Source organism: Frankia sp. CeTa3Moorea, from assembly GCF_978021225.1.
In genome coordinates, this window is sequence record NZ_CDXDOR010000146.1 from 1 (window position 1) to 12,211 (window position 12,211).

The following is a 12,211-nucleotide window of genomic DNA, read 5'->3' on the forward strand; positions in this document are numbered from 1 at the left end:
GTCCAGGGGTCGGGCCTGGGCCGGCAGCGGACTGTCGACCGTGCCGCAGGCGGTGACGCCGACCGCCAGGGCGACGGTAATCAGTACCGTCACCGCTCGCGTCACCGCGAACCGGATGATCATCATTGGCTCACCGGTAGTCGTTGATTCTCAGCTGGATGCCGACGAAGGCCAGGGCCGCGGCGAGCCCGAGCGCCACGGTGGCGCCGAGCGGCAGGCGGCTCAGCGCCTCGCCGGCGGCGGACAGGCGCGCTTCGAAGCGGGTACGGCTGGTCGTGAACACCGCTTCCGAGGCGTCGTCGAACCGGGTGAAGGAGGTCGTGCCCTCGCCGAGCGCCACGGCCACCGCCTGCTGGAACCCGCCGACATCGGACACCAGGTTACCGACCCGCAGGCTTGTCGCCTGGTACCCGCGCCAGGCCGGTTCCAGGGCGGCGCGGGCCGGGCCGTCCGGGCCGCGCAGGGCCACCGTCGCCGGCAGAACCCCGGTCCCGGTCCGTCGCCCCCTGCCGTCGTAGCCCAGCCGGGCGGCCGCGGCGCGGGCGTCCTCGCCGAGTTCCACGCTGTTGCCGTGGGCGACCAGCGACAGGCTTTCGTCGCCCCACGCCCGTAATGCCAGCATCCGGGCCTGCGCGGTCAGCGTCATCGGGACGTACCCGTGGTCCCGGCTCTCGACGAGACGGCCGCGTTCCACGCCGAACGCGGTCAGCGTCAACCCGAGGATGATTGCGGTGAGCGCCGTGGCGGCGAGCAGCGGCGGATTGAGGATCCGGTGGGTGCGCCGGAACAGCCGCACCTGCAGCGCGACGAGCCCGGCGAGCGTCGCGGCACCGACGGCGCCGACCAGGAGCACCTGGTGCCAGGAGCTCGCCCGCCGGTAGCCGTGGTCGATGTCGGTGGCGTCGGCGGCGGCCAGCGCGTCGGCGGCGGGCAGGATGGTGTCCCGCATCAGCGCGGACGCCTGCCGCAGGTAGGCCCCGCCGACGGCGAGGCCGAGCCGGTTGTTCGCCCGGGCCCGTTCGACCAGGCCGGTGTAGACGGGCAGTTGCGCGGAGAGCACGGCCAGGGGCTGGCGTGGACTGCCAGCGCGGGCGAGATCGACGACGCGGTCGCTCGCCGCGGCGATGCTGCGCGCGTAGGCGGGACGCTGCCCCGGTGGTTCGACGCCGCCGGCGAGGAAGGCACGGGCCGCCGTGGCATCCGCCGCGGAGAGCTCGGCGCGCAGGCTCTGGGCGGCGATGAAGGACGCGCCGCTGTCCTTGGCCAGGGTGTCGACCGCGTGCCGGCGGGTCTGCGTGGCGCCGAGGACGGTGGCCCACAGTGCGACGAGCGCGAGGACCACGAGCACGGACAGCAGGCGCAGCCGGCCCGGCGGGGTCGCCGCCCGGCGCCGTACCCCCGTAGCCACCGCGGTCATGGCTGGTGAGCGTATGGCCTACGGAACCGCCGGGTGGCCCACTGTCACCTTGGCGTCACCCCGGCTGGTACCTCGTGCTGGCGCTGTGGCGGTGGGCCAGCCGGCCGTGGGGTCAGAGGCCCGGGTCGATCATGATCCGGTGCTCGACGTGGCTGACCCCGCCCCGGGTAGCCGCCACGGGCTCAGCCGAGCCGCCGGGAGGATGCGGCCGGCACCGGCACCGGCACCGGTTCCGGTTCGGCGGCCGTCGGCCGGTGCGCGGAGTGCTCCACCCAGGCGGCCCCGGCGGTCGTGGTGGGATGACCAAGCAGGTAACCTTGGCCGTAGGGGATTCCGGCCGCCATCGCCGTGTCGAGCTCCATCGGGGTCTCGATGCCCTCGGCGATGACGCAGCCGCCGATCTCGCCGGCGACCTGCACCAGTCCCGTCGCGATGGCGCGCCTGGCCGGATCGGTGTCGATCCCGTGGGTGAGGACCCGATCCAGTTTGATGATCTCCGGGCGCAGGTGGATGAGCTGTTCCAGGCCCGCGTAGCCGGTGCCGACGTCGTCGATCGCGATGCGGACTCCGCGGCGGCGCAGCATGCTGACGGCGGCCAGCAGCTCCGAGTCGTCGCCGATGTGCTCGTGCTCGGTGATCTCCACGATGAGGCGATCGGCCCCCTGGTCGGGAAGGATGTCGATCAGGCCGGAGGTGATAGTGGACGGCGAGGCGTTGACGGCGAGGGTGAGGTCGGACGGGAGCGTCGGCAGGACGGTCAGCGCGTGGCGGATTGCCATGAGTTCCAGCTCGATGCTCAGGCCGACGGTCGCGGCGTCATTGTACCATTGCTGCGCACCGCCGGTCGTGTGGGGGAAGCGGGACAGCGCCTCGACCCCGACGATCCGTTCGTCTGCGAGCCTGAAGATCGGCTGAAAGATCATCTTTGGGCCACCCGCGTCGATGAGGTCGCTAACCTCCTGCCAGATGCGGCGTCGCTGTTCCCACAGGCGGTGCAGGTCGAGGACCGCGTCACTCAGGAAGGCCGCCAACAGGTGCAGGAAGTGCACGTCGCGGTCGCGTGGCTGAGGGAGCGCGTCGTGGGCGAAGCAGCCGACTATGCCGTACACCTCGCCGTCGTTGTCGGCGACCGGCGCCGCGGCGTACGCGCCGACTCCCAGCTCGCGGACGAGGCCCGCGCCCGCGGTGCGCGGATCGGTGCGCGTATCCGCGACGATCACCGGTATCTCGCCGGACAGCACCCGCCCGAGCAGGGCGTGCTCGCGGCGGATCGTCGAACCCGGCGCCAGCCTGAACCCCCGTGCGTCCCCGCTGAGAACCTGCAGGACAAGCAGATCCCCGTCGATCCGGGCCAGCCCCGCGACGTCCATCCGCAGCTGTCGGCGCAGGATCTCGAGTAGATCCGTCACTACCGTGTCCGGCTGCGTGACGCCTGCCGGCGGGCCCAACGTCGACAGCGCATCCGCCATCCGGACCACCTCCATGTTCGGCATGCCCGAAACCACCTGCTGTCATGCCGGGCCGGAGCGCGAGCATGCCGGTGAGCACGGTGAATATGGTGAGCACGTGAATACGGTAAGCACGGTGAGCACGAAGGCAGACGCCGTGGCGGGCCGGAACATCGTGGAGCTCACCGGGCTGTCCATCGCCTACACGCGCCGGGGGCGGACGACTCCGGCTGCGGCGGCGGTTCCAGTTCGTCCACCAGAACCCGTTCTCCTCGCTGGACCCGCGGTCCACCGTCGGGGAGAGCATCGCCGAGCCGCTGGTCTCCTTCCACGTCGGCGACCGGGCCAGCCGCGCCGCCCGGGTGCGCGAGCTGCTCGACCAGCTCGCCCACGAGGTCGCGGTGCTGCGCGCCGGCCGCATCGTCGAGAGTGGTCCGGCGGCCGACGTCCTCACCGCGCCGACGCAAGACCACACCCGCGAGCTGCTTGGCGCGATCCCCGGGCAACGGTTCGCGGCCGCGCCCGCCGCCGCACCAAGGATAAGGACGCACGATGATTCGCAGGTACGCACGATGAGTCGCAGGTACATCGTCATCGGAGCCGGGGCCGTCGGCGCGACCGTCGCCGTGGAGCTGCGGCTCGCCGGGATCGACGTCGTCGTCGTGGCCCGGGGCGCGAACCTCGCGGCGCTGCGGGCGGGCGGGCTGCGCTACATCCGACCGCCGGCCACGCCCGGCGGTGAGCCCGACGAGCAGCGGATCCCCCTCGACGTCGTCGGCGGCCCGGACGAGGTCGACCTGCGTGGTGACGACGTGCTCGTCCTCGCCACCAAGTCGCAGGACTCCGAGGCGCTGCTCGCGCAGTGGGCGTGGCGGCCGGTCGACGTCGACGCCGACGGCACGCGGCGCACGGCGGCGGAGGCGCTGCCCGTCGTGCTGCTTCAGAACGGGATCGAGAACGCCCGCACGGCGTTGCGCCGGTTCGCCACGGTGATCGACGCGGTCGTCCTCAGCCCCTCCTCGCACGTGCGACCCGGCGAGGTCGTGTCCCCGGCGGCCCCGCTCGCGGCGGCCTTCTATCTGGGCCGCGCCCCTCGTGGCGCCGTCGACGACCCGACCGCCGAGGCTGTCGCGGCCGACCTGCGCCGAGCCTCGTTCGCCGTCGCGGTTGTTGCGGACATCGACCGGCGCAAGGCCGGCAAGCTGCTGGGCAACCTGGCCTACAACCTCGACGCGATCTATGCCCCGAGCGAGCTGCGCGACGCGGCGGCTGCCGCGCTGGTCGAGGAGGCGCGGCGGGTGTTCGCCGCGGCCGGCGTGGAGACCGCCGGCGTCCGTCCGGACGACGGGCTCGACCTGTCCGGCCTCGTTCTGCACGAGATCCCCGGCTTCTCCCGGGAGGGCAGCTCCACCTGGCAGAGCCTGGCGCGGGGCGGGTCGGTCGAGTCGGACTTCCTCAACGGCGAGATCGTGCTGCTGGCCCGCCTGCACGGGCTGGCGGCACCGGTCAACGCCGGGGTGCAGCGGCGGATCGCCACCGCGGCGCGCACCGGCATACCGCCGGGCGGATTCGACCAGGCCGACCTCGCCGCCCTGCTGGCCTCGGCACCTGCCGGCGTGGCCTCGGCACCTGCCGGTGTGGTCCCCTACGCCGACGTGGCCCCGGATGCCGGCGGGACGCGTGCCGGCGCGGCGCTCGGGGAGGTCCTCGTCGACGTGAGGCGTCTGCACGACGAGCTGCTCTCGCCCGGCCCGCCGCTGCTGCTCGACGTCCGCTGGGCGCTGGGTGACCCGCACGGGCACGACCACTACCGCGAGGGCCACCTGCCGGGCGCGGTCTACGTCGACCTGGACACCGAGCTCGCCGCCGCACCGGGCGGGACCGCCGGGCGGCATCCGCTGCCCGAGCTCGCCGACCTCCAGCAGGCCGCCCGGCGCTGGGGACTGACCGCCGAGCGTGCGGTCGTGGTCTACGACGCGGTCGGCGGGCTGTCCGCCGCCCGGGCCTGGTGGCTGCTGCGCTGGGCGGGCGTCGCCGACGTCCGCATCCTCGACGGGGCACTCGCGGCCTGGCGGGACGCCGGGTTCCCGCTCGAGACCGGGGAGATCATCTCGGCGCCCGGCGACATCGTCCTGCACGCCGGTCAGCTGCCGGTGCTCGACGCGGACGGCGCCGCCCGGGTGGCCCGCGAGGGTGTCCTCCTCGACGCCCGCGCGGCCGAGCGGTATCGCGGCGAGGTGGAACCGATCGACCCGCGCGCCGGCCACATCCCGGGAGCGGTGAGCGCCGCGACGGGGGAGAACCTCGACGCGAGTGGCCGGTTCCTGCCCCGGGACGAGCTGCGGGCCCGGTTCGCGGCCCTCGGCGTCGGCAGCGGGAACGGGGCCGGCGGGAACGGGGCCGACGGGCAGTCGCGGCCGGTCGGGGTGTACTGCGGGTCCGGAGTGACGGCCTCCCACGAGATCGCCGCGCTCGCCGTCGCCGGCATCGACGCCGCCCTGTACCCGGGTTCCTGGTCGGCCTGGTCGTCCGACCCCGACCGGCCCGTCGCCACGGGTCCGCAATGACTCCATCACCGCCGCCGTCACCGCCGTCACCGCCGTCACCGCGATCGGTGCCGTCAGGAACGCCGCTTCTCGCACGGTGGGCCGGGGCCGGGCGAATTTTGGGGACCTGGGCACGGTTTGCAACCCCTGGACCGTTCCCTGCTCCCCAGAACTCGCCGCGCTCCCCAGAACTCGCCGCGCTCCCCAGAACTCGCCGTCCATGATCGTGTACCGGCTGGCGGGAGTGGAGCGCCGGATGCAGCCGAGAACCCGGGCCCCTGCCGGACTACGGACGGGGACATCATCCCGCCGTCAGGTACATCATCCCGCCGTCAGGTGAGGCGGGACCCGGACGAGGCTGGACCCGGACGCCGCCGCTAACGCTCCGCTCTTCCCATCGCTCCCGATGGTGAGAATCGCTACCGATGGTGAGAACAGTCCCAACGGCGAGAACACGAGAACGGGGACAGCCTCGACCGCTCGCCCCATCATTGTCGATGTGGGCAGTGGGGCCGGGCGCGCTGCCCGCCTCATGACTTCGTCGTCCCGAGGAGAAGACCATCATCAAGGGCACCTTCCGTTCCTTGTCCGTCTACAATTTCCGACTCTTTGCGGGTGGCCAGGTGTTGTCCGTGACGGGAACCTGGATGATGGTCGTGGCCCAGGACTGGCTCGTCCTTTCGCTGAGCGGCGACTCGGGAACAGCCCTGGGCCTCGTGACCGCCCTGCAGTTCACCCCGATGCTGTTGCTGACCCTCTACGGCGGAAAGCTCGCGGATCGGTACGACAAACGCCGGCTACTGACCGTCGCGAACCTGGCCTCCGGCCTGCTCGCCTTGGCGCTGTCGCTGCTGGTGTTAGCCGGCACGGTCCGGCTGTGGCAGATCTGCCTGTTCGCACTGGGCCTCGGCCTCGTGAACGCCGTCGAGATGCCGACCCGGATGGCCTTCGTGAGCGAACTGGTCGGCGCCGAACTCCTCCCCAACGCGTCGGCGCTGAGCGCGGCGTACTTCAACGTCGCCCGGGTCGTCGGCCCGGCCGTCGCTGGCCCGTTGATCGGCGGCTTCGGCGTCGGCCCGGTCATGATGTTCAACGCCGTGAGCTACCTCGCGACGGTGGTGGGTCTGCGGATGATGCGCCCGGCCGAGATGCACCGCGACGCGCGCCGGGTGACCTCTACCCGGGTTGTCGACGGACTGCGGTACGTGCTCGGCCGGGAGGACCTGGTGCTCGTGCTGGGACTCGTCGCGACGATCGGGCTGTTCGGCCTGAACTTCCAGCTCACCGTGCCCCTGCTCGCCAGGACGGTATTTCACGCCGACGCGGCGGCCTTCGGGCTGCTCACCACCGGGCTCGCCGCCGGATCGCTGCTCGCGGCTCTCGTGACGACCGCTCGCCGCACCCGCCCGTCGGCCGGCACGGTGATCGGATCCGCGCTCGCGTTCGGCCTGCTGGAGACGGTGACCGGCTGGGCGCCCAGCTATGCCATGGCGGTCGTGCTCCTGATCCCTACCGGCTTCGCGACGATCTACTTCGCTCAGGCGGCGAATCACCGCATCCAGCTCGGCAGCGATCCGCAGTACCGAGGCCGGGTGATGGCGATCTATACCCTGATCCTGCAGGGATCGACGCCGCTAGGTGCCCTGTTCGTCGGCTGGCTCACCGAGCACCGCGGCGCCCGCGCCGGGTTTTACATCGGAGGTCTCGTTTCGGTCGCCGCCGCGATCGCCACGCTGGTGGTTGACCGCACGCGGGCCGCCGCCCCGGGCGCCGGCGTCCCAGCGGCCGGCGTCCCGGCGGCCGGCGTCCCGGCGGCCGGCGCCCGAACTGTGGAGGGTTAGTCACGGCCCACAGTCTCCGGACCGTCCCTGACCCGCCACACTTGCCCGTTTTCCCGCACCGGGCCGCCCGCCGCCGGGTGGTCTCGTTACCGGAGGTGATGTGCCGAATGTCGAGCGAAAAAGAGCCCAGGGAGCCATTGCACCGCATAATCTGGAGGCTGAGGGATTCTCCCAGATAATTCGATTCCATCACGAGGGCGGTGTACTATCCTCATGCGAGCATCCGACCGCGGCGGTGGCCGTGCCCAGTGACGTCGATCTGTGGCTGAGGCGTTTCCATCCGGCGCCGGCGAGCGCCCCTCGGCTCGTCTGTTTTCCCCATGCGGGCGGCGCGGCGAGCTTCTACGTCCCGCTGTCCAGGGCATTGTCGCCGGTCGCCGAGGTGCGTTCGGTGCAGTATCCGGGCCGCCAGGACCGGCGGACGGAGGCGCCCGAGACGGCCATCGAACCCCTCGCGGACCGCATTGCCGACGTGCTGCGTTCCCTCACCGACCGCCCGCTGGCGTTCTTCGGGCACAGTATGGGGTCGACCGTCGCCTTCGAGGTGACCCGCCGGTTGGAGGCGGCGGGCGGCCCGGTGCCGTTCGTGCTGTTCGCCTCCGGCCGTAGAGCCCCGTCGACCTCCCGCGCCGAATCCGTGCATCTCCTGGACGACGAGGGTTTCCTACGGGAAATCCACGCGCTTGGTGGAACCGACCCGCGCATCCTCGCCGATCCCGAAATGCTGGAGCTGATCCTGCCGCCCACCCGGGCGGACTACCGGGCGATCGAAACGTATTCCGCCCCCTCGGACGCGGTGATTGGCACGGCGATTACCGCGCTGGTCGGGGATTCCGACGCCAAGGCCACCGTGGCCGAGGCCGAACAATGGCGGGCGCACACGACCGGCGCGTTCACGCTGAAGGTCTTTCCCGGTGGTCATTTCTACCTGTCGGACCAGCAGGCCGCCGTCATCGACACCGTCTCGGCCGGACTGGTTCCCGCGGCCACTGCGGGTCCCTCGCTCTGACCCGTCGGCTTGCCCCGCCGGCCGGCTCGTCGGTCAACGTTGTCGACCTGGACGTGTCGACCTGGACGTGACCCCCGCCACGGGCACCGGCGGCACCTCGGGCGGGATCCGCGTCAGCGTATTTCGTTCGGGGCCGTGGCACCGCGGCTAGGCTTCGACCGTGCGGTACGGGTCGGGACGCAAGGGATACGAGGGGCACGAGGGATACGAGGGGCACGAAGGTGCGGTGGCCGGCCTGCTCGCCGCGGTCGCGGCCGGGACCGGCGCGTCCGCGGGGACCCCGCCGTCGCGGGCGATGTCCCGCGCCTACCGGGAGTTGTCCGACCGGTATCGCGCGAACGTCGCCACACCGGGCGACGGTGAGCTGACGGCGGATCACGTCCGGGCCTACCTCGCCGCCCGCCTGCCCGCGACGCTGGCGGTCACCCTCGCGGTTCTCGGTGAGGTGGCGCTGCGCCGCCCGGACTGGCGGCCCGGGTCCGTCCTCGACCTGGGCGCGGGTCCCGGGACGGCGACCTGGGCCGCGCTGGCGGTCTTCCCCGGCGTGACCCGGGCCGTCCTGGTCGAGCGGTCCGCGCTGATGATCGACGTCGGTCGCCGGCTGGCCCGCCGTGGTGGCGCGCCGGCCTTGGGCACGGCGACCTGGCAGCGCACGTCCGTGCTCACCCCGCCCGGCGACGGCGCGGACCGGGCCGACCTGACGGTGGCGGCCTATGTGCTGGGCGAGCTCGCCGACGGCGACCGGGCCGCAGCCGTGGCCGCCTGGTGGCGGGCCACCGCGGCGGAGCTGGTCGTCATCGACGCGGGAACCCCGGCCGGCTTCGCGCGGATCCGCGCCGCGCGCTCGGCGCTCGTCGAGACCGGCGCGACCATCACCGCGCCCTGCCCCGCCGACGACGACTGCCCGATGACGGCGGGGGACTGGTGCCACTTCGGCCGGCGGGTCGAGCGCAGCGCACTGCACCGGGCGATGAAGGACGGTGCGCTCGGGTACGAGGACGAGAAGTACTCCTACCTCGTCGCGTCGCGCCGCCCGCCCGCGCACGCCGCCGGCCGGGTGCTGCGCGTGCCACAGGCCCGCTCGGGCCACGTCCGGCTGACGGTCTGCGAGGCGCCGCGGCAGGGGGACGTGGTCGTGCCGCGGCAGGGGGACGTGGTCGTTTCCCGCAGTGAGAAGAAGGCCTACCGCTGGGCCCGGCGGGCCTCCTGGGGTGACGCCGTCCCGCCCGGCATCGGGCCGCGCTGACCCGCCGTTACCGGCGGGACCCGCCGGTGACCTGAATCCGGTGACCTGAACCCGGCGACGGGAACCCTTTGACCTGGTACCCGGCAGTCGTGGCCGGTTACCGGCTGTCTACTCTTATGTCTGTTATGTCGTGCCGGTGCGCGTCGAGGCCGGTCCGTCAGACGGACGGCGGGGGCGGAGGGCGGGCGGATGGACATGACCGGCTCGGCATGGCGGTCCCTGCCGGCCATTCACTGCGCATGAGCACCGATATCCGGACGTCCGCGTCGTCGGGGGCATCGGCGCGGGAACCGGGGACGGTACCGGACTTGGCGGTGGTACCGGAGCCGGGGTTGGTACCGGAGCCGGCACCGCCCGCGGTACCGGCCCGCCGCCGCGCCCGCCGCCGGTCGGGCCGCACGCCGGCGCTGACCGTCGCGGCCATCTGCGGGTGCTCGTTTGTCGTCAGCCTGGTCCTGCAGGCGACGCTGTACCGGCACGGCTCGGGTGACGCGGACGAGGCGGCCTACGTCCTGCAGGCGCGCATGCTGCTCGATGGCCGCCTCACCCTGGACGCGAACACCGTCGAGCCGTTCTTCCGGCCCTGGCTGACCGGGGAGCACGACGGGCGGGTGTTCACCAAGTATCTGCCCGGGTGGCCGGCGCTGCTCGCCGCGTCCCAGGCGTTGTTCGCCACCATGGCCGTCGCCCCGGCCCTGGTGGCGGCCGGCTGGGTGGCCGGGACGTACCGGCTGGCCCGCGAGCTCTTTGACGACGCGGTCACCGCGGTCACGGCGGCGGTGTTCGTCGCGCTGTCCCCGCTCGCCCTGGTGCACACCTCGCTGCCCCTCGCCTACGCGTGCGGAGCCGCGACGCTGACCCTGGCGTGCGCGGCGCTGCTGCGTGGCGGCCGGACCGGGGCGCGGCTGTCGCTCATCGGCGGCGGGGCAGGCCTGGGATTCGTCCTGCTCCTGCGGCCCTTCGACGCGGTGATCGTCGCCGTTCCCGTCGTGGTGTTCGTGCTGGCGCGGCTGTGCCGGTCCGCGAGTGGCCGGTCCGCGAGTGGCCGGTTCGTGCGTGCCGTGGCGCACCGGACCGCCTGGGCACTCGCCGGCCTGGCGCCGTTCGTTGTCGTGCTCCTGGCGTACTGCTGGCGGGTGACCGGTTCTGCGCTCCGGGCGCCGCTGTCGGCCTCCGATCCGCTGGACCGCTTCGGTTTCGGGCCGCGTCGCATCCTGCCCTCGGAGTCGACGTTCCTGTTTACCCGCCGGCTCGCCTTCGAGGCCCTGCACGGTACCGTCGCGGCGGCCCCGAGCTGGGTATTCGGGGGCGTCGCGGTCCTCGTGCTCGCGATCGTCGGCGCGCTGCGGGCGCACCGCCGTCCCGAGCGCGTCCTGCTGGTCGTCATCGTCGCCGCCGTCGGTGGCGGCTACTTCTTCTGGTGGGGGTCGGCGTTCGCGATGCCGGGCCTGCTCAACGGACTCGGCCCGCACTACCATCTGGCCGCGTTCGCCCCGATCATGATTCTCGCCGCCGACGGCGCCCGCCGGGTGTGGTCCATGAGCGAACGGTGGTTCGCCCCGTGGCCCGGCACCGGCTCCCCGCCGGCCCGGACCGTCCCGCGGCGACCCGGACCGCGGCGACCCGGACCGCGGCGACCCGGACCGCGGCGACCCGGACCGCGGCGACCCGTCCCGCGCGGACCCGTTCTGCGCGGACCCGTCCTCGTGGTCCTCGCCGCCGCGGGCCTGATCCTCCTCACCGTGGACGCGATCCCGGACAAGGTCGCCGGCCAGCGATGGGTGAACGACCGCAACGCGTTCCTCGACGCCCTGCTGCCGGACCGCTACCCGGGCCCGGCGGTGGTCGTCGTGACGCCCGGCGTCCCGAGCCGTTACACCCAGGTGCCGTACCAGATGCTGCGGAACACCCCGGACCTCGCCGGGCCGGTGGTGTACGCCGCCGACATCGGTACCGGCACGGCCACCCTGCCCGACCGGATGCCGGGCCGGGCGGTCTACCGGCTGCGTCCCGACGAGATCGTCGACCCGGCCGCGCCCGCGAGCTACTTCGGGTCCTTCACCGCGCTGCGCCAGGTCGCCGGCGACCGCGTCCGCGTCCAGGTGACGGCGCGCGATCCCGGTGGTGCTGGTGGTGCTGGTGGCTCCGGCGGCACCCTATACATCCGGTTGGGTGCCACGACCAGAACCGTCCAGTTCGGGCCCGCGGACGCCGGGCCCGCGGACGCTCCCGGGATCACGCACACCTTCACGGTGACGACCGGCACCCCGCTCGGACCGGACGAGCTCGGCATCGCCGGTACGACGCTGCCCGACGAGCTCGTCGTCGGGTTCACCGTGCCGACGGGAGCCGGTGCGGCACGCTGGGAGGAGCGGATCCCGCTGGCCCGGCGTCCCTCCGGGGAGCTGGCCCTGCTCGTGCCCGGCCTGGGCTGGCGTCAGGTGCCGAACCGGCCCGGAGCGGGATGGCTGCCCGCCCCGGTCCGTCCGGCGCTGGTCGTCTCGGTCGGTGCGACTTGACCGGGGAACGGATCGTGACCAGATAATTCGATGGATTTGACCGGTGCGGCGCCGGGGTCAGACCCAAATCCGCCAGTAGCGTGATGGTGATTGTCTGCCGGTCGGTTTTGTGATCGAAATCGGTGGGGAGGGCTTCCCGGCCGGTTTCGGGTACGCCGAGGGCCCGGATGTTGCTCCGGGCGGGC

At 73.0% G+C, this 12,211-nt stretch carries 8 protein-coding genes; 5 read left to right on the forward strand and 3 right to left on the reverse strand.

Features of this window, described 5'->3' with window-relative positions:
- Nucleotides 1-130 precede the first annotated feature (130 nt).
- From AC08OV_RS19990 to AC08OV_RS20000, 3 genes are all read right to left on the reverse strand, one after another.
- A complete protein-coding gene (locus tag AC08OV_RS19990) occupies nt 131-1,417 on the reverse strand; it encodes a hypothetical protein (protein ID WP_476614684.1) in 1,287 nt (428 codons plus the stop codon).
- A 182-nt stretch (nt 1,418-1,599) separates the two neighbouring features.
- Nucleotides 1,600-2,910: a sensor domain-containing phosphodiesterase gene (locus AC08OV_RS19995; protein WP_476614683.1), complete on the reverse strand. Its 1,311-nt coding sequence runs from the start codon at nt 2,908-2,910 to the stop codon at nt 1,600-1,602.
- 137 nt (nt 2,911-3,047) lie between these two features.
- Nucleotides 3,048-3,416, reverse strand: a complete 369-nt coding sequence (locus tag AC08OV_RS20000; protein ID WP_476614682.1) for a hypothetical protein — start codon at nt 3,414-3,416, stop codon at nt 3,048-3,050.
- 21 nt (nt 3,417-3,437) lie between these two features.
- Here AC08OV_RS20000 and AC08OV_RS20005 point away from each other — a divergent pair, with 21 nt between their 5' ends.
- The 5 genes from AC08OV_RS20005 to AC08OV_RS20025 all read left to right on the forward strand — a co-directional run bounded on the left by AC08OV_RS20005 (nt 3,438) and on the right by AC08OV_RS20025 (nt 12,026).
- Nucleotides 3,438-5,432, forward strand: coding sequence for a rhodanese-like domain-containing protein (locus AC08OV_RS20005; RefSeq protein ID WP_476614681.1), 1,995 nt, complete (start codon nt 3,438-3,440; stop codon nt 5,430-5,432).
- Between the two features lie 611 nt (nt 5,433-6,043).
- Complete coding sequence (locus tag AC08OV_RS20010; RefSeq protein ID WP_476614680.1) at nt 6,044-7,252, forward strand: MFS transporter; 1,209 nt, start codon at nt 6,044-6,046, stop codon at nt 7,250-7,252.
- A 235-nt stretch (nt 7,253-7,487) separates the two neighbouring features.
- The gene (locus tag AC08OV_RS20015; protein WP_476614679.1) at nt 7,488-8,261 is read left to right on the forward strand and encodes a thioesterase II family protein; all 774 of its coding nucleotides are present in this window, start codon (nt 7,488-7,490) and stop codon (nt 8,259-8,261) included.
- A gap of 160 nt (nt 8,262-8,421) precedes the next feature.
- Nucleotides 8,422-9,507, forward strand: coding sequence for a small ribosomal subunit Rsm22 family protein (locus AC08OV_RS20020; protein ID WP_476614678.1), 1,086 nt, complete (start codon nt 8,422-8,424; stop codon nt 9,505-9,507).
- 314 nt (nt 9,508-9,821) lie between these two features.
- Nucleotides 9,822-12,026 (forward strand): DUF7846 domain-containing protein, encoded by a 2,205-nt coding sequence (locus AC08OV_RS20025; RefSeq protein ID WP_476620099.1) that lies wholly within the window; start codon nt 9,822-9,824, stop codon nt 12,024-12,026.
- Nucleotides 12,027-12,211: the final 185 nt, after the last annotated feature.

Bases quoted from the DNA above. Each gene is read 5' to 3' on its own strand.
- AC08OV_RS19990 (WP_476614684.1), bottom strand. From the start codon at position 1,417: ATGACCGCGGTGGCTACGGGGGTACGGCGCCGGGCGGCGACCCCGCCG.
- AC08OV_RS19995 (WP_476614683.1), bottom strand. From the start codon at position 2,910: ATGCCGAACATGGAGGTGGTCCGGATGGCGGATGCGCTGTCGACGTTG.
- AC08OV_RS20005 (WP_476614681.1), top strand. From the start codon at position 3,438: ATGAGTCGCAGGTACATCGTCATCGGAGCCGGGGCCGTCGGCGCGACC.